The 21,216-nt window shown below is 67.3% G+C and carries 18 protein-coding genes; all 18 read left to right on the forward strand.

Translation table 11 applies throughout. The features are described 5' to 3' along the window. Nucleotides 1–5 precede the first annotated feature (5 nt). The 18 genes from CHB86_RS02900 (at nucleotide 6) to CHB86_RS02985 (ending at nucleotide 21,213) form a co-directional block, all read left to right on the forward strand. The gene (locus CHB86_RS02900; RefSeq protein WP_089231098.1) at nucleotides 6–539 is read left to right on the forward strand and encodes a DUF3833 domain-containing protein; all 534 of its coding nucleotides are present in this window, start codon (nucleotides 6–8) and stop codon (nucleotides 537–539) included. Nucleotides 540–878: 339 nt separating this feature from the next. After that, the gene (locus tag CHB86_RS02905) at nucleotides 879–3,320 is read left to right on the forward strand and encodes a GcvT family protein (protein ID WP_089231100.1); all 2,442 of its coding nucleotides are present in this window, start codon (nucleotides 879–881) and stop codon (nucleotides 3,318–3,320) included. Nucleotides 3,321–3,447: 127 nt separating this feature from the next. Then, nucleotides 3,448–4,221: a DeoR/GlpR family DNA-binding transcription regulator gene (locus CHB86_RS02910; RefSeq protein ID WP_089231102.1), complete on the forward strand. Its 774-nt coding sequence runs from the start codon at nucleotides 3,448–3,450 to the stop codon at nucleotides 4,219–4,221. Nucleotides 4,222–4,362: 141 nt separating this feature from the next. After that, complete coding sequence (locus CHB86_RS02915) at nucleotides 4,363–4,947, forward strand: TRAP transporter small permease (protein ID WP_089231104.1); 585 nt, start codon at nucleotides 4,363–4,365, stop codon at nucleotides 4,945–4,947. Beyond that, entirely contained in the window at nucleotides 4,947–6,443 is a 1,497-nt protein-coding gene (locus CHB86_RS02920) for a TRAP transporter large permease (RefSeq protein WP_089231106.1), read from the forward strand. The genes CHB86_RS02915 and CHB86_RS02920 overlap by 1 nt, the downstream gene beginning before the upstream one ends. Nucleotides 6,444–6,472: 29 nt before the next feature. Further along, nucleotides 6,473–7,531: a TRAP transporter substrate-binding protein gene (locus CHB86_RS02925; protein WP_089231603.1), complete on the forward strand. Its 1,059-nt coding sequence runs from the start codon at nucleotides 6,473–6,475 to the stop codon at nucleotides 7,529–7,531. 202 nt (nucleotides 7,532–7,733) lie between these two features. After that, complete coding sequence (locus CHB86_RS02930; RefSeq protein WP_089231108.1) at nucleotides 7,734–8,618, forward strand: PfkB family carbohydrate kinase; 885 nt, start codon at nucleotides 7,734–7,736, stop codon at nucleotides 8,616–8,618. Continuing rightward, nucleotides 8,618–9,643, forward strand: a complete 1,026-nt coding sequence (locus tag CHB86_RS02935; RefSeq protein WP_089231110.1) for a tagatose 1,6-diphosphate aldolase — start codon at nucleotides 8,618–8,620, stop codon at nucleotides 9,641–9,643. Before CHB86_RS02930 ends, CHB86_RS02935 begins: the two co-directional genes overlap by 1 nt. Nucleotides 9,644–9,653: 10 nt before the next feature. Then, entirely contained in the window at nucleotides 9,654–11,036 is a 1,383-nt protein-coding gene (locus tag CHB86_RS02940) for a hypothetical protein (protein ID WP_089231112.1), read from the forward strand. A gap of 4 nt (nucleotides 11,037–11,040) precedes the next feature. Continuing rightward, nucleotides 11,041–12,132: a Gfo/Idh/MocA family protein gene (locus tag CHB86_RS02945; RefSeq protein ID WP_176442747.1), complete on the forward strand. Its 1,092-nt coding sequence runs from the start codon at nucleotides 11,041–11,043 to the stop codon at nucleotides 12,130–12,132. Beyond that, nucleotides 12,129–13,139, forward strand: a complete 1,011-nt coding sequence (locus tag CHB86_RS02950; RefSeq protein ID WP_245837710.1) for an aldose epimerase family protein — start codon at nucleotides 12,129–12,131, stop codon at nucleotides 13,137–13,139. Before CHB86_RS02945 ends, CHB86_RS02950 begins: the two co-directional genes overlap by 4 nt. Next, complete coding sequence (locus CHB86_RS02955; protein WP_089231116.1) at nucleotides 13,136–14,587, forward strand: NAD-dependent succinate-semialdehyde dehydrogenase; 1,452 nt, start codon at nucleotides 13,136–13,138, stop codon at nucleotides 14,585–14,587. Before CHB86_RS02950 ends, CHB86_RS02955 begins: the two co-directional genes overlap by 4 nt. A gap of 2 nt (nucleotides 14,588–14,589) precedes the next feature. Next, entirely contained in the window at nucleotides 14,590–15,513 is a 924-nt protein-coding gene (locus CHB86_RS02960) for a hydroxyacid dehydrogenase (protein ID WP_217898252.1), read from the forward strand. A 12-nt stretch (nucleotides 15,514–15,525) separates the two neighbouring features. Beyond that, nucleotides 15,526–16,032, forward strand: a complete 507-nt coding sequence (gene comD, locus CHB86_RS02965) for a sulfopyruvate decarboxylase subunit alpha (RefSeq protein WP_089231120.1) — start codon at nucleotides 15,526–15,528, stop codon at nucleotides 16,030–16,032. After that, on the forward strand, nucleotides 16,029–16,583 hold the full coding sequence (gene comE / locus CHB86_RS02970) for a sulfopyruvate decarboxylase subunit beta (RefSeq protein ID WP_089231122.1): 555 nt from the start codon (nucleotides 16,029–16,031) through the stop codon (nucleotides 16,581–16,583). Before comD ends, comE begins: the two co-directional genes overlap by 4 nt. An 87-nt stretch (nucleotides 16,584–16,670) precedes the next feature. After that, on the forward strand, nucleotides 16,671–19,526 hold the full coding sequence (locus CHB86_RS02975; protein ID WP_089231124.1) for a molybdopterin oxidoreductase family protein: 2,856 nt from the start codon (nucleotides 16,671–16,673) through the stop codon (nucleotides 19,524–19,526). Next, nucleotides 19,523–20,266 (forward strand): 4Fe-4S dicluster domain-containing protein, encoded by a 744-nt coding sequence (locus CHB86_RS02980; RefSeq protein ID WP_089231126.1) that lies wholly within the window; start codon nucleotides 19,523–19,525, stop codon nucleotides 20,264–20,266. Before CHB86_RS02975 ends, CHB86_RS02980 begins: the two co-directional genes overlap by 4 nt. Before the next feature lie 8 nt (nucleotides 20,267–20,274). Next, entirely contained in the window at nucleotides 20,275–21,213 is a 939-nt protein-coding gene (locus tag CHB86_RS02985; protein ID WP_089231128.1) for a dimethyl sulfoxide reductase anchor subunit family protein, read from the forward strand. The last annotated feature ends 3 nt before the right edge of the window (nucleotides 21,214–21,216 follow it).

Below are 21,216 nucleotides of genomic sequence, written 5' to 3' on the forward strand. Positions count from 1 at the left end.
CGACGATGAAGACGATCCCGGCCCTTCTGGCCGCAGGCATGGTGATGACGCTGGCCGCCTGTTCCGGCACCCCCGGTCCGAACGATGCGCTCCTTTCTGACAGGGAGCTGAACCTGGAGGAGTTCTTCGCGGGCCGCACCGTGGCCTACGGGCAGTTCCAGGACCGCTTCGGCACGGTGCAGCGGCGCTTCGCGGTGGAGATCGACGGTACCTGGGACGGCAGCACGCTGCGCCTGGTGGAGGATTTCACCTACGACGACGGCGAGACGGAGCAGCGTATCTGGACGCTGCGCAAGACCGGGGCGCAGACATGGGAAGGCTCCGCGCCCGGTGTGATCGGCATCGCGAAGGGCGAGGAGCGCGGGGACACGTTCAACTGGCGCTACCGCATCGACCTGCCGGTCCGAAGCGGCACCATGCGCGTCGATTTCGACGACTGGATGTGGCTTCAAACCGACGACCGTCTGCTCAACCGGGCCTACGTCTCCCGGTTCGGTATCCGTCTCGGCGAGGCGATCATCCAGTTCGAGAAGGAATGACAGGCCGCCCTGCGTGCAAGGCTGCTCGAACGGTCTGTCGACCTTTGGCGCTGGTGCGGTCGGGGCATTTCCTCTGCAGAAGTCCGATGTCGCCGGCGCATTCGGTCGGGTCTTTGCGGATGGTCGCGAGATTGATGTTGACAGAGCGCGGATCGGCGGGTGAAAAATTTGTGGAAAATTTCACGAAGCCAGTCGCCATGACCGGCCTTTCGGGCGCTCCGCCGTTACCTCTCCCAGCCCGCCGAGGCCACTGACGGGGGGCGTTCCCGGCGCCGCGGACAGGCAGGAACCTCATGGCGCACCGGGACCTCTCCGCCCGGTCAGACCAGGGAACCGCGCATGAGCCTGCCTTCTACTGCACGTGTCGTCATCATCGGGGGCGGGGTCGTCGGTGTCTCGACGCTCTATCACCTCGCCCGGGCGGGCTGGACCGACTGCCTTCTGCTCGAAAAGAACGAGCTCACCGCGGGTTCGACCTGGCACGCGGCGGGCAATTGCCCGAATTTCTCGGCCTCCTGGGCGGTGATGAACATGCAGCGCTATTCGCTGCAGCTCTACCGGGGCCTCGCAGAACTGGTCGACTACCCGATCAACTACCACGTCACCGGCGCCGTCCGGCTGGCCCATTCCGACGCCCGTATGCGCGAGTTCGAGCGCGTCGCCAGCATGGGGCGCCACCAGGGGCTGGAGATGAAGATCTGCACGCCCGAGGAGCTGCAGGCCTACCACCCGTTCATGGAGACCCACGACCTTGCCGGTGGTCTGTGGGACCCGCTGGACGGCGACATCGACCCCGCCCAGGTGACACAGGCGATGGCGAAAGGCGCGCGCGATCTCGGCGCGCGGATCGCACGGTTCACGCCGGTCACCGGGGTGCGCCGCGAGGGAGGCGAATGGATCGTCGAGACCGATCAGGGCGAGGTCCGTTGCGAGATCGTGGTCAATGCGGCGGGCTACTACGCGCGGCGCGTGAGCGAGTGGTTCCTTCCCTACGGCGGGCGTCTGGCGCCGGCGGCGGTGATGTCCCACCAGTACTTCCTGACCGACGAGATCCCTGAGCTGGCAGCCTGGACGAAGGAAGCCGGCCGCAAGCTGCCGATCCTGCGCGACGTCGATACCTCCTACTACCTGCGGCAGGACAAGAACGGGCTTAACCTTGGCCCCTACGAGCCCAACTGCAAGGCGCACTGGATCACCGAGGACGATCCCTTCCCAGAGGATTTCTCCTTCCAGCTCTATCCCGACGATCTCGACAGGCTGGAATGGCATATCGAGGACGCGATGGCGCGGGTGCCGATCCTTGGCACTCAGGGCGTGGCGCGCAACATCAACGGCCCCATCCCCTATGCGCCCGACGGCCATCCGATGATCGGGCCGATGCCGGGTGTGCCGAACGCCTTCGAGGCGCATTCCTTCACGTTCGGTATTGCCCAGGGCGGGGGCGCCGGCAAGGTCGCGGCGGAATGGATCACCGAAGGCGCGACCGAGTGGGATATGTGGGCCTGCGACCCGCGCCGCTTCACCGATTACACCGACCGGGAGTTCTGCATCGACAAGGCCATGGAGGTCTATGGCCACGAATACGCGATGCATTTCCCCCGGCACAGCTGGCCGGCCGCACGCGACCGCAAGATGTCGCCGGTCGACGCGAGGGTGCGTTCCCTCGGTGGCCAGATGGGGAGCTACAACGGCTGGGAGCGTGCGAACTGGTTTGCGCAGCCGGGCGACGACACGTCGGAGGAAGCGACACAAAGCTGGCTCCGGGCCGGCCCTTGGGAGCCGCGCATCCGCGAGGAATGCGAGGCGGTGCGCGACGGCGTCGGGGTGCTCGACCTGCCCGGTTTCTCGCGCTTCTCGCTCGAAGGCACGGGCGCCGCGGACTGGCTGCGTAGTCGGATCGCCGGCGCACTTTGTCGTGTGGGCCGGATGACGCTGGCCTATTTCCCGGACGAGCGCGGCCGCATCCTGACCGAGATGTCGGTGCTGCGGCATGGTGAGGATGCCTTCACGCTGATCACCGCCGCCTCGGCCCAGTGGCACGATTTCGAACTCCTGAAGAAGCACCTGCCCGAAGGGCTGTCGCTGGTCGACCGGACGCGGGAGCTCTCCACGCTCATCGTCGCCGGCCCCAAATCCCGCGACCTGCTCGAGGGTATCTCGACCGCGGACCTGAGCCTCGGCTGGCTGACCCACCAGCAGGCGGAGGTCGCGGGAAAGCCGGTGCTGATGGTGCGGGTGTCCTATGCCGGTGAACTCGGCTGGGAGGTCCACGCGTCCTTCGACGACATGCCGGCGATCTATGACGCCGTACTCGCCGGAGGGGCGAAACCTTTCGGGATGTTTGCGCTGGACGCGCTGCGGCTCGAAAAGGGCTACCGGACCTGGAAGGGCGATCTCTCCAGCGACTATTCCCTGCTCGAGGCCGGGCTCGACCGCTTCGTGAAGCTCGACAAGCCCGAGGACTTCCCGGGCAAGGCCGCGCTTCTCGCGGAAAGCCGGCGCGGCGTCGCCAAGCGGTTCGCCACGCTGGTCGTGGATGCCGGCGATTGCGACGCGCCCTACATGTCGTCGGTCTGGAGCGGCGACGAGATCGTCGGCGAGACGACCTCGGGCGGCTGGGGCTACCGTGTCAACGCCTCGATCGCGCTGGCGATGGTGCGGGCCGACAGGGCGGCGCCGGGAGCCGAGCTGGAGGTGGAGATCTTCGGCGAGCGGCGCAAGGCGGTTGTGCAGCCCGAAGGGCCGCTCTGGGATCCGGAGAACCTGCGCCTGCGGGCCTGACGGCGGCAGCGGCGAGACGGTCTCCGACCTCCGTCGCGGTGCCTGTCGCGTCGGGCGTGAAGAACACCATTTCCCTTGGCTTTCGTTTTGTGCTCAATTCGAAAGTGTTTCGGCGCAGGGGGAAGGGATGAAGGCCGTTCGCGCATCGACAAAGCGTCAGCAGGCGATCCTGCGCCATTTGCGCCAGAATGGGCGGGCGATGGTGGAGGAGCTTGCGGCCCTGTTTGACACCACCCCGCAGACCATCCGGAAGGATCTCAACACGCTGGCCGATACCGGCCGGGTGATGCGGTTTCACGGCGGCGCGGCGCTTCTCGCGGGGACGGAATACACCGATTACGAGCTGCGCAAGCAGATCGCCCGCGAGCAGAAGGAACGAATCGGGCGCGCCACCGCCGCACTGGTGCCCAACAACACCGCGGTCATCATCAATTCCGGCACCACCACGGCCGAGGCCGCGATGCGGCTGGGGCAGCACGTCGGCCTGAGGGTCGTGACCGACAACGTTGCATTGGCCAACGAAATAAGGCGCTTTCCCGGCATCGAGGTTATGGTTCCCGGAGGGGTGATCCGTGGCTCCGACGGCACCGTGCTCGGCGAGACAGCGGTGGAATTCATCCGCCAGTTCCGGGCCGACATCGCCATCGTGGGCTGTGCGGCCATCGCCCCGGACGGCGCGTTGCTCGATTACGACCTGCGCGAGGCGGCAGTGGCGCGGGCTATCCTGGCGGCGTCGAGGCACGCGATACTTGCGGCCGATTCCTCCAAGTTTCGACGCATGGCGCCGGTCTGCATCGGGCACCTTCGCCAGATGCGCACGCTGGTGACCGACGCGGGCTGTCCGCAGGAGTTGCGCGCGCTCTGCCGCGAAAACGGCGTGGGCTTGACGCTGGCCGGGTGATCGGGCCCAAAAGCGCCATGCCGGCCTGTCGACGACGCTTGACAGGATGGTTCGTATGGCGCAGCGTTCGATCCATTCGAAAGTGGAAACGCGCCTCCATGTGGGCGCCGCCACTGCCGAATGCCGGGGAGGAGGAACCCGATGCTGGCAATTCTGGGCCCGCTGAGCTGGGTCAATACGCACGTGCTGCGACTCGGGCGCAGTCTCGGTTGGATCGCGCTCGCCATCATGGTCGTGGTGATCCTGCTGCAGGTCTTCTTCCGCTACGTTCTCAACAACGCGCTGGCCTGGCCGGACGAGGCGGCACGCTTCCTGATGCTCTGGATGACCGGGCTGATGGCGCCTTCGGCCTACCGCTGGGGCGGCTTCGTGGCCATCGACATGCTGCCGCTGGCGCTGCCGCGGGCGGCCGGGCAGATGCTCATGCTGGTGATCCTCGTGCTCTCGCTTCTGGTGCTGCTGGTCGGCGTGAAGCACGGCTACCAGCACACCTTCGGCTTCGGCGGCCGGTTCGACAGCTCCTCGCTGCGGATCCCGCTGGACTGGGCCGGGCTGGAGACGGTGAAGCTCAAGCTGAAGTACATGTATGCTTCGCTCTTCGTCTGCATGATCCTGCTGATCTCGGTGAACATCGAGCTGATCCTGCGCAGCGTGGTCCTGCTCTTCGATCCCGATGCCGAGCTGCCGCACGATGATGCGCCGGCCATCCTGCAGGCGGCCGACTGATGCTGGCGTGGTTCCTCCCCGTTTTCCTGGTCTTCCTGATGATCGGGATGCCCGTGTTCTTCGCGCTGCTGCTGGCGCCGGGGCTGCTCTTGCAGATCAACGGGCAGGAGCGCGACATCGCGCTGCTCTACCGCAACCTCTACAACGGGATGGACAGCTTCCCGCTGATGGCGCTGCCGTTCTTCGTGCTCGCAGGCGAGCTGATGAACAAGGGCGGCATCACCACCCGGCTCGTCGAGTTCAGCCAGGCCCTGATGGGCCACCTGCGCGGCGGGCTCGCGCATGTGAACATCCTCAGTTCCATCCTCTTCGCCGGCCTTTCCGGCTCGGCCGTCGCGGATACTTCCGCGCTCGGCTCCACGCTGATCCCGGCGATGGAGCGGAACGGCTATTCGCGCAGGTTCGCAGCCGCCGTCACCGCGGCGTCCTCGGTCATCGGGCCGATCATCCCGCCCTCGGGCATCATGATCATCTATGCCTATGTCATGGGCGAGAGCGTTGCCGCGCTGTTTCTTGCGGGCATCGTGCCCGGCGTCCTCGTCGGGATCGGCCTGATGCTGGTGGTGCGCCTGATGGCGGACAAGTACGACCTCCCCAAGGCGGAGCGCATCGTGACGCCGGGCCAGGAGATCTCCCGGCTGGAAAGCGGCGTCGCCTTCGTGCTGCTGCGGCTGAACCTGGCGGGGCTTCTTGCCGGGATCTTCGCGCTGATCGCGACCTCGCTCGCGACGGTGGGCATCCCGGTGTCGGTCAACGGCTGGCTGGTCTTCCTCGTCTTCCTCCCGATCGCCCACCTGCTGCTGATGCGCCTGCGCCGGAACGTGTCGCAGGATTTCCGGATCATCTGCAAGAAGGCGGTGGCGCCGCTGCAGACGCCGATCATCATCCTCGGCGGAATCCTGATCGGCATCTTCACCCCGACCGAGGCCTCGGCCATCGCAGTCGCCTATGCGCTGATCATCGCTTTCTTCGTGCTGCGCAGCATGACGCTCCGCGATCTGCCGGCGACGATCACCAAGGCGGCGCTGTCCTCCGCGACGGTGCTGCTCATCGTCGGTGCCGCGGTGTCGTTCAAGACGGTGGTCTCGCTCAGCCACGCGCCCGAGCACATGGCCAGCTTCATCCTGGGCCTGTCCGAGAACCCGTTGATCCTGCTGTTCCTGATCAACATTCTGCTGTTCATCGTCGGCATGTTCCTCGACGCGGGGCCGGCCATCATCATCCTCGGTCCGATCCTCGGCCCGATCTTCACCGAGCTCGGCGTGCACCCGGTGCATTTCGCCATCATCATGTCGGTGAACCTGACCGTGGGCCTCGCGACGCCGCCGATGGGGCTGGTGCTCTTCGTGGCCTCGGCCGTCTCGGGCGAGAAGGTCGAGAGCATCGCGAAGGCGATCCTGCCATTCCTGGCGGTCGAAGTGATCGTGATCTTCCTGATCACCTATTTCCCCGCCATTTCCATGACGATCCCCCGGCTGACGGGATTCGTGCAATGATCGAAGAAGTGCTTGAAAGGGAGGAAAGCATGTTCCGAACATCCATAAGGACCCTCGCGGCCGCGGCCATCCTGGCCGGGTCGACCGTCGCGGCGACCGCGGCGGACTACACGCTGCGGGCGACCGCGAACTCGAACGAGAACGACGAGGATTACGACGGCCTCGTGGTCTTCAAGAACTACGTCGAAAGCGCCTCCAACGGGGCCATCGAGGTCGAGCTGTTCATCGGCACCCAGCTCTGCGGCAACGGTGCGGAGTGCCTGCAGGGCGTGGCCGACGGCTCGATCGACATCTACATCTCGACCTCGGGCGGCGCTGCCGGGATCTTCCCCTACGTTCAGGTGCTCGACCTTCCCTACCTGATGACCTCGGACCGGATCGCCGAGGCCGTGTTGCAGGGCGATTTCACCCGCAAGATGCGCGAGATGGCATTGGCCGACAGCGACAACACGATCCGGCTCATGACCATCGGCAACACCGGCGGCTGGCGCAACTTCGCCAATACCCAGCGGCGGGTGCAGGGCCCCGATGACCTCGCCGGGCTCAAGATCCGCACCGTGGTCGCCGACCTGCCGCAGGAGCTTGTGCGCGCGCTCGGCGCGTCGCCGACGCCGATCCCGTGGCCGGAGCTCTTCACCTCGCTGCAGACCGGGGTGGTGGAAGGCTCCAAGAACGGCATCACCGACATTATGGGCATGAAGTTCCCCGATGCCGGCCTGCAGTACATGACCCTCGATGGCCACGCCTACATGGGCGCGCTCTGGTGGATGAACAACGCCAAGTTCATGGAGATGCCCGACGAGCTCAAGATGGTCGTGAACGACGGCTTCTACGCGCTCCAGCAGGCCACCTTCGCCTCGCCCAAGCGCAAGTCGATCCAGGCCTACGAGGATTTCGTGGCCGGGGGCGGCGATCTCTACGTGCCGACGCCCGAGGAGAAGGCCGCGTTCAAGGAGGCCGCCGCGCCGGTCTACGACTGGTTCAAGGCCAATGTCGACGGCGGCGAGGAGATCTTCACCGCGCTCACCGAGGCCGTGGCCGAGGTCGAGGCGGAGATCGCCGAAGCCAATGCGATGGACCTGAAGTAACACGCCACGGTCCCGGAGCCCCGCCGTGGGGCTCCGGGCATAGCCGGCCCTTCCCTCGGCGGGACAGGCCAGAACCGACCCTCATCGAGCAGGACCAAGGCATGTCCTATCCCCTTGCGCGCCAACGTCTCCGGGCAGCGCCCCGGTTGCGGCCGGGCATCGTGTTGCCACGGACGGGCGGCCACGGCCGGAAGGCGGCGGCATGACCGAGGTTCTCGTGCTCGGGATGGCGGTGGTGGATTTCGTGCTCTCGATGGAGCGCTTTCCGACCGCGGCCGCCAAGTACCGCGCGGACTCGGCCGAGATCGTGGGCGGGGGCGTGGCGGCCAATGCCGCGGTGGCGATCGCCCGGCTCGGCGGCCAGGCGACGCTGGCGACGCGGGTCGGGGACGATCCGCTGGCCGACCTGGTGCTGGGAGAGCTGGCCGGGGAGGGCGTTTGCATCGACCACGTGCATCGCGCGGCGGGCGGTCGCTCCTCCTTCTCCTCGATCTATATCGACGCCGCAGGCGAGCGGCAGATCATGAATTTCCGTGGTTCCGGGCTGACCGAAACGACCGACTGGATCGCGGCCGCGCCTCGGGCGCAGGCGGTGCTGGTGGACACGCGATGGACGGCCGGCGCGGCGGCGGCACTGGCCTCCGCCCGTGCATGGCGCGTGCCGGGCATCGTCGACGGCGAGGCGCCGATCGATCTCGCGCTGCTGGAGGCTGCGAGCCACGTTGCGCTGTCCCGGCCGGGACTGGCCTCGCTCGAACCCGGCGAGGATGCGGCCACGGCGCTGGCCCGTCTGGCCGCGCGAATCCCGGGCTGGGCCTGCGTGACGGACGGCGAGAACGGTGTCTGGTGGACCGAGGGCGCGGAAATCCGGCATCTCCCGGCGTTCCGTGTGGCGGTGAAGGACACGCTCGGCGCGGGCGATGTCTGGCACGGCGCCTTCGCCCTGGCGCTCGCCGAGGGGCAGGGGGAGCCGGAGGCGATCCGTTTCGCCAGCGCGGCCGCCGCCCTCAAATGCATGACCTTTGGTGGCCGCTCGGGATCGCCCGACCGCGCTGCCGTGATGACCTTCCTCAAGGAGACGGGATGATGGAACTGACACCGGGCAAGCTCTGGGGCCTGCGTCGCATGGCCGATGCGAACGGCATCTTCAAGATGACCGCGGTGGACCAGCGCCCGCCGATCAAGGGTCCGATCGCCGCGCATCTCGGGCTCGAGCAGGCGCCGTGGGAGGAGGTCGCCCGCTTCAAGGGCCTGTTGATCGAGACCCTGCAGGCGCAGTCCACCGCCATGCTGCTCGACCCGCATTACGCGATTCCGTACGGCATCGGGGCGCTCTCGCCCACCAAGGGGCTGGTCGTGACGCTGGAGGACTCGGTCTTTGCCGAGACGCCGGGCGGGCGGCTCTCGTCGGATATCGACGACTGGTCGGTGGCCAAGATCAAGCGCATGAGCGGCGACGCGGTGAAGGTGCTGGCGTGGTATCGCCCGGATGCCGACGCCGAGGTCGTGCAGAAGCAGAACGACTACGTGAAGCGCATCGGCGAGGAATGCGCGCGCTACGACATTCCCTTCCTGCTGGAGATGCTGGTCTATCCGCTGGCGGCCGATGCGCACCAGACGAAGGACTACGTCGAAATGAAGGGCAAGAAGGCCGATGACGTGCTGGCGACCGTCGAGGAATTCGCCAAGCCCGACTATGGCGTCGACGTCTTCAAGCTGGAAAGCCCGGTGAATGCCGCCGACGCCGACGGTTCGGCCGAGGTGCAGGCGGTCTTCGACGAGATGGGCCGGCTGGCCGGCCGCCCGTGGGTGATGCTCTCCGCCGGGGCTGGCAAGGCCGAGTTCCGCAAGGTGCTGGAGCATGCCTTCGCGGCGGGGGCGAGCGGGTTCCTCGCCGGACGCGCGATCTGGCTCGATGCCTTCCGGGCCTACCCGGACTGGGCCGCCATCGAGGCGGGGCTTCGCGGGGGTGCCGTCGATTACATGTCCGACATCTCCGCGCTGGCCGACGCGCATGCCGCCGACTGGTCGAAACATGCCTGCTACGGCGCGGGCGGCGCGCGGTTCTCCCCGGCGGATGCCAGTTTCCGCCATGGCTACGCATCCATTTGAGGGCACGGGCTTGAAAATCGGACTCCTTCCGCTCGGTCGCCCCACCTTCGACGTGCCTTTCGCCGAGGAGAAACTGTCGGCCATGCTCGCGGCGCTCGACGCGACCGGCCACGAGATCGTGGGCCCGCGCGAGCTGCTCTTCGACGAGGCGGCGACGCGCGCCGCGATGGCCGGGCTTGCCGGGGCGAGGATCGACCAGCTTCTGATCCTGCAGGTCACCTTCACCGACGCCTCGATGGCGGTGGCGGCCGCCGCAGGTTTCGACCAGCCGTTGTCGATCTGGGCCGTGCCCGAGCCGCGCCTTGGCGGGCGTTTGCGGCTGAACGCGTTCTGCGGTCTGAACCTCGCCTCTCACGCGCTCGGGCTGAACGGGCGGGCTTTCTCCTGGCTCTACGCCGACCCGGAGGGCGACATTGCAGGAGAGCTCACGGCTCTTCTGGCGGGTGAACGGCAGGCCGGGCGGCTCGACGCGCTACCTGTCGAGGCGCGTTCGCCCGATGGCGCGCGCGTGGCCGATGCGCTTCGGGGGCAGAAGATCGCGCGGATCGGCGAGCATCCGGTGGGCTTCGACACCTGCGCCTACACGCCGGAGGCGGTGCAGGCGCTTGCCGGTGTGTCGGTGGATGCGCTGGCGCTCGATGATCTTTTCGACACCGCACGGACCGTGCCCGCCGAGGCGGCAGCCGAGGTGCGCCGGGCGGCAGAGGCCGACGTGATCGGGCTCGACGCGGTCAACCAGGAAGAGCTCGACCGGTCGCTTCGGCTGAAGGTCGCCCTCGAGACGATCCGGGCCTCCGGCAGCTATAACGCCTTCGCTATCCGCTGCTGGCCCGAGACCTTCACCCAGTACGGTGGCGCGGTCTGCGGCCCGGCGGCGATGCTGGGCGAGGGACAGGTACCTTGCGCCTGCGAGGCCGATGTCTATGGCGCGCTCACCCAGCTCGTGCTGCTCGAGGCGGCGCAGGCGCCGGTGTTCCTGACCGACCTGGTCGATATGGACGCCGCCGATAACACCGGTGTCGTCTGGCATTGCGGCCAGGCGCCGATCTCCATGCGCGACGACACGGCCGAGGCCACCGCGACGGTCCACACCAACCGAAAGCAGCCGCTGCTCTACCAGTTCCCTCTGAAGCCGGGGCCGGTGACCTTCCTGCGCATCAGCCAGGCCTTTGGCGCGCCGAAGATGATCGTCTCCTTCGGAGAGATGCTGCGTCGGCCGATGGCCTTCACCGGCACCTCCGGCGTCGTCCGCTTCGAGCGACCGGCGGGCGCTGTGCTGGCCGATATCATTGCCTGCGGGCTCGAACACCACATGGCGCTGGCCTATGGCGACCACCGCGTGACGCTGCGCGCCGTGGCCGCCGAGCTTGGCCTGCCACTCCTGGAGATCTGACGCGATGACATTGCGATACGGGCTGATCGGATCGGGCATGATGGGGCAGGAGCATATCCGGAACCTCAACATCCTCGGCGGTTGCGAGGTGACGGCCATCGCCGACCCGGACGAGGGGATGCGGGTGCTCTCGGTCGAGACCTCGGGCGGAACGGCACGGGCCTTCAACGACTACAGGGAGATGCTCTCGGCCGACATCTGCGACGTGCTGATGATCATCTCGCCCAACGACACCCACCACCGGATCATGCTGGACGTCATGGACACCGGCAAGCCGATCCTCTGCGAGAAGCCGCTCTGCACCACATCCGACCATTGCCGGGAACTGGTGTCCAAGGCGCAGGGCCGAGCGGCGCCGATCTGGGTGGCGATGGAATACCGCTACATGCCGCCCATGCAGCGGCTTCTGGCCGACCTCGCCGAAGGTCGGATCGGGCGGCCGCAGATGATGTCGATTCGCGAGCACCGCTTCCCCTTCCTGCCCAAGGTTGGCGACTGGAACCGGTTCAACGAGCGCACCGGGGGCACGCTGGTCGAGAAATGCTGCCACTTCTGGGATCTGATGCGCTTCACCCTGCAGAGTGATCCGGTGCGCGTCTACGCAAGCGGGGCGATGGATGTGAACCACCGCGACGAGACCTATGACGGGCGCACACCTGACATCATCGACAACGCCTTTGTCACCATCGACTTCGCCAACGGCACGCGGGGCATGCTGGATCTCTGCATGTTCTCCGAAGGCGCCTACTGGCAGGAGAAGATCTGCGTCACCGGCGACCAGGCGCGGATCGAGGCCAAGGTGCCCGGTCCCTCGCGCTTCTCGCCGGACGGCAAGGAGCGGGACGCCGAGGTCGTGATCTCGGAGCGGGCCACGCGGAAGGTCACGCGCGATGTCGTCCACGTTCCCAACGAGGTGCTGCAGGCCGGCGACCACCACGGTTCCACCTACTTCCAGCACGAACGCTTCCGCGATCTGGTGCTCGCGGGGCGGGGCGAGCCGGAGGTCACGCTGACCGACGGGCTATGGTCGGTGATCGTGGGCGAGGCGGCGGAGCACTCGGCCCGCACCGGCCAGGCCATCGAGGTGTCGCTGTGAGCGCCGAGGTCTTCGGCCTGATGCCCGACGGCACCCCCGTCCGGCGCTACACGCTCCGGGGCGGGGGGCTGACGGCGCAGTACCTGACCTATGGCGCCGTGCTCCAGGATCTGCGGCTGGAGGGGCATGAGGGCCCGCTGGTGCTCGGCTTCGAGGCCTTCGACGATTACCTTGCCCATTCGCGCTATTTCGGCGCGACGGCGGGCCGCTACGCCAACCGCATCCGCGGCGGTCACCTGGAACTGGACGGCGCGACCTTCCAGCTCGATACCAATTACCTCGGCCGGCACACGCTGCACGGGGGCGCCGCCGGCATCGGCAAGCGGGTTTGGGAGCTGAAGGACCTGACGGCCGACAGCATCACCCTCGGTATCCGCGCGGCGGACGGCGAGATGGGCTTTCCCGGCAATCTCGAGATCCTCCAGACGGTCCGTCTCGCCGGTGGCGGGGTGCTGGATATCACCCTGCAGGCCCGGACCGACGCGCCGACGCTCTGCAACCTCGCGCATCACAGCTACTTCAACCTCGGCACGTCTGAGACGATCGACGGGCATCTTCTCGAGGTTGCGGCAGAGGCCTACCTGCCGGTCGATGCGGAGATGATTCCGACGGGCGAGCGCGCGTCCGTTGCGGGCACGCGGTTCGATTTTCGCGCGCCGGCCGCCCTCGGTCCGGCCTGCGCGCAGGGGCTCATCGACCATAATTTCTGCCTCTCCGACGGTCGCGCGGCGCTCCGCCGGGTGGCGGCGTTGCGTTGCCCCGACAGCGGGCTGTCAATGGAAGTGCGCAGCACCGAACCGGGCCTGCAGGTCTATGACGGATCGGCGCTCGACGTGCCGGTGCCGGGGCTCGGCGGCCGTCGCATGGGGCCACGTTCCGGGGTTGCGCTCGAGCCGCAAGTCTGGCCGGATGCGCCACACCATCCGGACTTCCCCCAGGCTGTGCTGCGTCCGGGCGAGACATACAGCCAACACACCCAGTTCATCTTCCGGAAGGACAGCCGATGACCGATTTCACCTCCTATCTGCAGCAGTCCAACCTGATCGGCGGCGCATGGGTCGGGGCCGACAGCGGCAAGACGATCGACGTGACGAACCCCGCCACGGGCGAAGTGATCGGCACCGTTCCGAACTGCGGTGCGGACGAGACCAACCGCGCCATTGCCGCCGCGAGCGACGCCTTCCGGAGCTGGTCCAAAACCGATCTGCTCTATCGCGTGAAGTTGCTGCAGGGCCTGCATGACGCGTTGATGGACAACCAGGAGGCGCTGGTGCTGCTGCTGACGACCGAGCAGGGCAAGCCGCTGTTCGAGGCCCGAGGCGAGATCGCCATAGGCGCGGCCTATGTCCGCTGGTTCGCCGAGGAGATCCGCCGCGCCAAGGGCGAGATCGTGCCCTCTCCCTCGCAGGATCGCCGCCTGCTCGTGACCCGCCACCCGGTGGGGGTCGTGGGGGCGATCACGCCGTGGAACTTCCCCTCGTCGATGCTGGCGCGCAAGCTCGGCCCGGCGCTGGCCGCCGGCTGCACCGTGGTGGCCAAGCCCGCGACGGCCACGCCCTATTCCGGCCTGGCCTGGGGCAAGCTTTGCGAGGAGGTCGGCTTCCCGGCCGGGGTGGTCAATATCGTCACCGGATCGGCCCGCGCCATCGGCGGCGCGATCATGGAGAGCCCCGAGGTGCGCAAGGTCACCTTCACCGGCTCGACCGAGATCGGCAAGCAGCTCATCCGCCAGTCCGCCGACACGGTAAAGAAGGTGTCGATGGAACTGGGCGGCAACGCGCCCTTCATCGTGTTCGACGACGCCGATCTCGATGCGGCGGTCGAAGGGGCGATGATCGCGAAGTTCCGCAACATGGGGCAGACCTGCGTCTGCACCAACCGGTTCTACGTGCAGTCCGGCATCCACGACGCCTTCGTTGCGAAGCTGAAGGAGGCGACGGCCGCCCTCGTGGTCGGCAACGGGGTCGAGGAGGGTGTGCAGCAGGGGCCGATGATCGACATGGCCGCCGTCGAGAAGGTCGAGGAGTTCATCTCCGACGCCGTCGGGAAGGGCGCGACCATCGTCGAAGGGGGCAAGCGTCACGGCAACGGCGGCACCTTCTTCGAGCCGACGGTGGTGACCGGTGCGACCGCCGACATGGCTTTCGCGACCGAGGAGATCTTTGGCCCGCTCGCGGCGGTCTTCAAGTTCGAGGAAGAGGACGAGGCCATCGCCGCCGCCAACGCCACGGACTTCGGCCTCGCGGCCTATGCCTACACCCGGGACGTCGGCCGGGTGTTCCGGCTTAACGACGGGCTGGAATACGGGCTCATCGGCATCAATGCCGGGCTGATCACGACGGTCGAGGCGCCTTTTGGCGGGCTCAAGGAATCCGGCATGGGCAAGGAAGGCGGCAGCCAGGGTTTGGACGATTACCTCGAAACCAAGTATGTCTGCGTGGCGGGAGTGCTCTGACGATGATCCTGATCACCGAGTTCATGGACGAAGACGCCGTTGCGTCCCTCAAGTCCGCCGTGCCTGCGGAATACCAGCCCGACCTGGCGGACCGGCAGGGCGATATCCCGGGCATGATGGCAGGCATTCGGGCGCTGATCGTCCGCAACCGGACGCAGGTCACCGAGGATCTGCTCGCCGCCGCGCCGGACCTGAAGGTCGTCGGCCGGCTTGGCGTGGGGCTCGACAACATCGACCTCGCGGCCTGCAAGGCGAAGGGCGTCGAGGTCATTCCCGCGACCGGCGCCAACAACCTGAGCGTCGCGGAATACGTGATCAGCAATGCCCTCGTGCTGCTGCGCGGCGCCTATCAGGCCAATGCGCGGATGTTGGCGGGCGAGTGGCCGCGCATGGATTGCGCGGGCCGCGAGGTGCATGGCAAGACGCTCGGCCTGATCGGCTTCGGCGCGATCGCCCAGGAGACGGCAAAGCTGGCGCAGGGCCTCGGCATGCAGATCTGCGCCACCGATCCCTACGTGCTCGCCGACAGCCCGGCCTGGACCGGCGTGATGCGGACCGATCTTTCCGGCGTGCTCCGGGCCGCGGACGTGATCAGCCTGCACGTGCCGCTCGTCGACGCCACCCGGCACATGGTCAATGCGCAGACGCTGGCAGCGATGAAACCCGGCGCCGTCCTGATCAACGCCGCCCGTGGCGGGGTGGTGGACGAGGACGCGCTGGTCGCGGCGCTGCGGGAGGGGAAGATCGCCGGCGCGGCGCTCGACGTCTTCGAGACCGAGCCGCTGACCGCGGAAGCGGCCGCGAAATTCGAGGGTCTGGGCAACCTGATCCTGACGCCGCACATTGCCGGCGTCACGGAGGAATCCAACGTCCGCGTCAGCACCATGATTGCCGAAATGGTGCTCGACCGGCTGAACAAGTCCTGAGGAGGAGGCGACATGGCCAGGGAGATCGACAGGCAGATCATCGGGGATCTGCGCGACAACGGGATTGACTTCGTCACCAGCGTGCCGTGCAAGCAGCTCGCCGGGGTGATCGAACTGGTCGACCAGACCGACGGCATCCTGCACGTCCCATGCAACAAGGAGGACGAGGGCATGGGCCTGTGCGCCGGTGCCTACATGGGCGGGATGCGGCCGCTGATCATGATGCAGAACACTGCGCTCGGCGTGACGCTCAATTCGCTGGCGACGCTGATCCAGTTCTACCAGATCCCGCTGCCGATGCTGATCTCCTATCGCGGCGAGGTGGGCGAGCCGGTGGCCTGCCAGGTCGAGATGGCGCTGCACACCAAGGCGCTGCTCGCCCAGTTCCACATCCCAACCTATCACTTCCACAAGGCCGAGGACGTCGCCGAACTGCCCGGCATCCTGCAGCACACCCAGATGTGCTCCAAGCCCACCGCCATCCTGACCGACGCCAGCTTCTGGGGGAGCGCGAAATGATCCGTTACGAGCTTCTGGACCTGCTGAAACCGACCCTCACCGAGGAACTCGTGGTCTGCAACATCGGCTCGCCAAGCCAGGAACTGCATGCGCTCGACGACCAGCCGTCGAACTTCTACATGCTGGGCACGATGGGGCTGGCCTCGTCCATCGGTCTCGGCCTCGCGATGGCGACCGACAAGAAGGTAATCGCCATCGACGGCGACGGCTCGGTGCTGACCAACCTCGGCACCCTCGCCACCATCGGCAACAATCCTTGCGACAACTTCATCCTGCTGATCGTGGACAACGGCAGTTACGGTTCCACCGGAGACCAGCCGACCTATACCGGCGGCCGGACCTCGCTGGCCAAGGTCGCGGAGGCCTGCGGGTGCGAGAACGTGGTGGAGTGCTCTGCCGAGGAGACGCCGGAGGCGCTGCGTGCCGCTCTGGATGCCAACCGGATGACCGTGATCGTCTCGAAATGCGAGAGCGGCAACGTGAAATGCCCGGTCATCACGATGAACCCGATCACGATCCGCGAGCGTTTCATGCGCGAGGTCGCGCGCTAGCGCCGTGGTGCCGCCAGCGGGCGGGCGCACTGGCTTGGGATTGGCGAACAGGACAGCAGCAGGCTGCGGCCGCTCGGGGGGCAGGACATGACGCGTGAGCCGACAATCGAACTCAACCAGCCGGTCGGCGACCGGGTCGCCAAGACGACGTGCTACATGTGCGCCTGCCGTTGCGGGATCGACGTGCACATCCGGGACGGCAAGGTCCGCTACATCGAGGGCAACCGCGACCATCCGGTGAACAGGGGGGTGATCTGCGGCAAGGGCGCCTCGGGCATCATGCAGCACTATTCCCCGGCGCGGCTGCGGGCGCCGATGAAGCGCGTCGGGCCGCGCGGCTCCGGCCTGTTCGAGGAAATCACCTGGGGCGAGGCGCTGGAGACGGCCACGAAATGGCTGAAGGACGTCCGCCGCACCGACCCGCGCAAGCTCGCCTTTTTCACCGGCCGGGACCAGAGCCAGTCGCTGACCGGCTTCTGGGCCATGCAGTACGGCACGCCGAACTTCGCTGCGCACGGCGGGTTCTGCTCGGTCAACATGGCGGCGGGCGGGCTTTATACCTTTGGCGGCGCTTTCTGGGAGTTCGGCGACCCGGACTGGGAGCATACCAAGTACCTGATGCTGTTCGGCGTCGCGGAGGATCACGCCAGCAATCCGATCAAGGCCGGGATCGGCCAGCTCAAGAAACGGCAGGCCAAGGTGCTGTCGGTGAACCCGGTGCGGACGGGCTATTCGGCCGTGGCCGACGAATGGGTGGGGATCCGCCCCGGAACCGACGGTCTGTTCGTCGGCGCGCTGATCCACGAGCTGTTCCGGACGCAACAGGTCGATCTGGATTACCTACTGCGCTACACCAACGCTGCCTGGCTGGTGATCGACGCTCCCGGCGAGGCCGACGACGGGCTCTTCGCGCGCAACGCGGAGGGGCGGGCGCTGGTGTTCGACACCGCGGGCAATGCATTGGCCAGCAGCATGGACGTGGCGGCGAAGCCCGCGTTGACCGGGCGCCGGGAGCTGCCGGACGGGCGCTCCGCGCGGCCGGTGTTCGAACTGATGGCCGAACGCTTCCTGTCGGACGACTACACCCCCGACGCCGTGGCCGGGCAGACCGGCGTTCCCGCCGACCAGATCCGCCGGATCGCCGCGGAGCTGGCCGAGGTGGCGTTTCGCGAGGAGATCGTGATCGAGCGGGAATGGACGGACTGGGCCGGCCGCAAGCACGACAGGATGATCGGCCGGCCGGTGTCGATGCACGCGATGCGCGGGATCTCGGCCCATTCCAACGGCTTCCAGACCTGCCGGATGATCCATGTCCTGCAGATCCTGCTGGGCACGATCGATTGCCCCGGCGGGTTCCGCTACAAGCCGCCCTATCCCAAGCAGACCCCGCCGAACCTTCTGCCGCACGGCGCCACGGGCGACATCCGGCCCGAAATGCCGCTCGGCGGCCCGCACCTTGGCTTCCCGCACGGGCCTGCGCATCTGCTGCTCGACGCGGAGGGCAACCCGAGCCGGCTCGACAAGGCGTTCTCCTGGGATGCCCCGATGTCGGCGCACGGGCTGATGCACATGGTGATCAACAACGCGGCCAAGCGCGATCCCTACGGCATCGACGTGCTGTTCCTATACATGGCGAACATGGCCTGGAACTCGTCGATGAACGTGCCGGGCACGCTCGACGCGCTGACCGCGACCGACGAGAACGGCGACTACGTGATCCCGAAGATCATCTACTCCGATGCCTATTACTCGGAGACCGTCCCCTTCGCGGACCTGATCCTGCCGGACACGACCTACCTGGAGCGGCACGACTGCATCTCGATGCTGGACCGCCCGATTTCCGATCCGGATTTCATCGCCGACTCGATCCGCCACCCGGTGGTTCAGCCCGACCGCGACGTCCGCGGCTTCCAGGACGTGCTGATCGATCTCGGCGCGCGGATCGGCCTGCCGGCCTTCACCAACGAGGACGGCTCGCCCAAGTACCCCGGCGGCTATCCCGACTACATGGTCCACCACCAGCGCAAGCCGGGGATCGGGCCGCTCGCCGGCTGGCGGGGAGAGGACGGCAGCGAATTCGGCGTCGGCACACCCAACGACGACCAGATCCAGCGCTACAAGGAGAACGGCGCGTTCTTCGAGCATCGTGTGGCGCCGGAACATGCCTATTTCAAGCACGCGAACCGGGGCTACCTCGACTGGGGGATCGAGAAGGGCATCCGCCTGTCTCCGGAGCCGACGATCTTCCAGCTCTACAGCGAGCCGTTGCAACGCTTCCGCCTCGCCGCGCGCGGGCATGGCGAGCGGCAGCCGCCCGAGCGGGCGCGCGACCGGGTGGAACGCTATTTCGATCCGCTGCCGTTCTGGTATCCGCCCTTCGAAGGCAGCCAGGTGGACGAGGCGTCCTTTCCGCTCCATGCGATCACCCAGCGGCCGATGCACATGTATCATTCCTGGGGGAGCCAGAACGCCTGGCTGCGCCAGATCACGGCGGCGAACCGTCTCTATATTCACCGGAGCGTCGGCGAGGCCATTGGCGCTGCTGACGACGACTGGGTCTGGCTCGCCTCGCATCTCAGCCGCATCAAGTGCCAGGTGCGCCTGATGGACGGGGTGAACCCTCACACCGTCTGGACCTGGAACGCCATCGGCAAGCGCCGCGGCGCCTGGGGCCTGTCGGAGGACGCGCCCGAGAGCCGGGACGGATTCCTGCTCAATCACCTGATCGGTGAGCTGCTGCCGGAGCGGGAAGGGGGCTACCGGTTCTCCAACTCCGACCCGATCACCGGGCAGGCCGCGTGGTTCGACCTGCGGGTCAGGATCGAGAAGGCCGAGGCGTGCGACCATGTGGAGCCCTATTTCGAGCCATTGGGAACGGGCACGCAGCCGGCGTCGCCCGGCAAGCTCGCTTTCGGTGCCGAGTTCAGGGGGAAAGCCCGATGACCACGTTGCCCCCTGCCACAGACAAGAAGCTCGGGCTGGTGATCGACCTCGACATCTGCGTCGGCTGCCAGGCCTGCGCCACGAGTTGCAAGGAGTGGAACACCGGCGGCTATTCGGCGCCGCTGTCCGACCACGACCCTTACGGCGCGGACCCGAGCGGCGCCTGGCTCAACCGGATCCATTCCTACGAGTTCGGCGAAGGCGCGGCGGCGAAGACGGTCCATTTCCCGCGCTCCTGCCTGCATTGCGAGACGCCGGATTGCGTGACGGTCTGCCCGACGGGGGCCTCCTACAAGCGCGTCGAAGACGGCATCGTCCTGGTCAACCCGGACACCTGTATCGGCTGCAAGCTGTGCTCCTGGGCCTGTCCCTACGGGGCGCGCGAATATGATCACGACGATGGCGTGATGAAGAAATGCACGCTCTGCGTGGACCGGATCTACAACGAGACGCTGGCCGAGGAGGACCGTATCCCGGCCTGCGTCAGGGCCTGTCCGACAGGGGCGCGGGCCTTTGGCGACCTTGGCGACCCCGACAGCGATGTGTCGCGCTCCGTCGCCGCGCGGGACGGATTCAACCTGCTCGACGAGTTCGGCTACCGGCCCGTCAACAAGTACCTGCCGCCGCGCAAGACCTCGGTGCCGCTGGACCTGTCCGAGACGCCGCCGCCGGAAACGGCCACCGGGACCACGGCCATCGAGAAACTCTTCGCGTGGGTCGACCGCACGCTGTCATCCTGAGGGAAAAGATGCATCCAGCCTATTCCGTCATCTTCTTCACCGTGGCCTCCGGCGCAGGCTATGGGCTGCTGTTCTGGCTCTCCCTCGCCGCGCTGGTCGGCGCAATGCCCGGAGGCCGCTGGCTGATGGTCGCGGGGATGCTGCTGGCGCTGGCGCTGGTGACCTTTGGCTTGCTGTCCTCCGCCAGGCACCTCGGGCACCCGGAGCGGGCGCTCGGCGCCTTCTCGCAATGGCGGAGTTCCTGGCTCTCGCGCGAGGCGGTCGCGGCGGCGGCGACCTATGTGCCGGCGGGCCTGCTGCTGCTCCTCGCCGCCTTCGGGGGCGCCTCCGCCGTAGCGTCGTTCGCCGCGCTGCTCACCGCCCTGGGCGCCGCCGCGACGGTCTATTGTACGGCGCGGATCTATGCCTCTCTTCGCACGATCCGGCACTGGAACCGGAAGGACGTGGTCTGGATCTACCTGGCGCTGGCACTGGCATCCGGCGGATTGCTCTTCTGCCTCCTGCTGGCGCTCGGCGGCCACGCGCTCGGGATCGCCGGGCCGCTGTCGCTGGCCGCGCTCCTTGCCGCGGCCTGGCTCAAGGCTCGCTATTGGGCGGCGGTGGATGCCGACCCCGGCGCCTATACCGTGGAGATGGCGCTTGGCATGCCCGACCTCGGCACGCCGCGCCCGCTGGACCCTCCGCACACGATGCCGAACTTCGTGATGCGCGAGATGGGCTATTCGGTCGGCCGCAAGCATGCGGTGAAACTTCGGCGTGGGGTGCTGCTGGCGCTCTTCGCCGTGCCCGCCGTCCTGCTGGCCCTGAGCCTGATCACCGGCCTGTCGGCGCCGCTCCTCGTGCTGGGCGTGCTCTCTGCCGCTGGCGGCCTGCTCGTGGAGCGCTGGCTTTTCTTCGCAGAGGCCGAACATGTCTCGCAGCTCTACTACGGGCTGCAACGGGCCTGAGAC

This window comes from Tropicimonas sediminicola, from assembly GCF_900188335.1.
Classification (GTDB): Bacteria; Pseudomonadota; Alphaproteobacteria; order Rhodobacterales; family Rhodobacteraceae; genus Tropicimonas; species Tropicimonas sediminicola.

Bases quoted from the DNA above. Each gene is read 5' to 3' on its own strand.
- comE (WP_089231122.1), top strand. From the start codon at position 16,029: ATGATCCGTTACGAGCTTCTGGACCTGCTGAAACCGACCCTCACCGAG.
- CHB86_RS02925 (WP_089231603.1), top strand. From the start codon at position 6,473: ATGTTCCGAACATCCATAAGGACCCTCGCGGCCGCGGCCATCCTGGCC.
- CHB86_RS02915 (WP_089231104.1), top strand. From the start codon at position 4,363: ATGCTGGCAATTCTGGGCCCGCTGAGCTGGGTCAATACGCACGTGCTG.
- CHB86_RS02910 (WP_089231102.1), top strand. From the start codon at position 3,448: ATGAAGGCCGTTCGCGCATCGACAAAGCGTCAGCAGGCGATCCTGCGC.
- CHB86_RS02920 (WP_089231106.1), top strand. From the start codon at position 4,947: ATGCTGGCGTGGTTCCTCCCCGTTTTCCTGGTCTTCCTGATGATCGGG.
- CHB86_RS02900 (WP_089231098.1), top strand. From the start codon at position 6: ATGAAGACGATCCCGGCCCTTCTGGCCGCAGGCATGGTGATGACGCTG.
- CHB86_RS02980 (WP_089231126.1), top strand. From the start codon at position 19,523: ATGACCACGTTGCCCCCTGCCACAGACAAGAAGCTCGGGCTGGTGATC.
- CHB86_RS02955 (WP_089231116.1), top strand. From the start codon at position 13,136: ATGACCGATTTCACCTCCTATCTGCAGCAGTCCAACCTGATCGGCGGC.
- CHB86_RS02975 (WP_089231124.1), top strand. From the start codon at position 16,671: ATGACGCGTGAGCCGACAATCGAACTCAACCAGCCGGTCGGCGACCGG.
- CHB86_RS02985 (WP_089231128.1), top strand. From the start codon at position 20,275: ATGCATCCAGCCTATTCCGTCATCTTCTTCACCGTGGCCTCCGGCGCA.
- CHB86_RS02945 (WP_176442747.1), top strand. From the start codon at position 11,041: ATGACATTGCGATACGGGCTGATCGGATCGGGCATGATGGGGCAGGAG.
- CHB86_RS02905 (WP_089231100.1), top strand. From the start codon at position 879: ATGAGCCTGCCTTCTACTGCACGTGTCGTCATCATCGGGGGCGGGGTC.
- CHB86_RS02935 (WP_089231110.1), top strand. From the start codon at position 8,618: ATGGAACTGACACCGGGCAAGCTCTGGGGCCTGCGTCGCATGGCCGAT.
- CHB86_RS02930 (WP_089231108.1), top strand. From the start codon at position 7,734: ATGACCGAGGTTCTCGTGCTCGGGATGGCGGTGGTGGATTTCGTGCTC.
- CHB86_RS02960 (WP_217898252.1), top strand. From the start codon at position 14,590: ATGATCCTGATCACCGAGTTCATGGACGAAGACGCCGTTGCGTCCCTC.
- comD (WP_089231120.1), top strand. From the start codon at position 15,526: ATGGCCAGGGAGATCGACAGGCAGATCATCGGGGATCTGCGCGACAAC.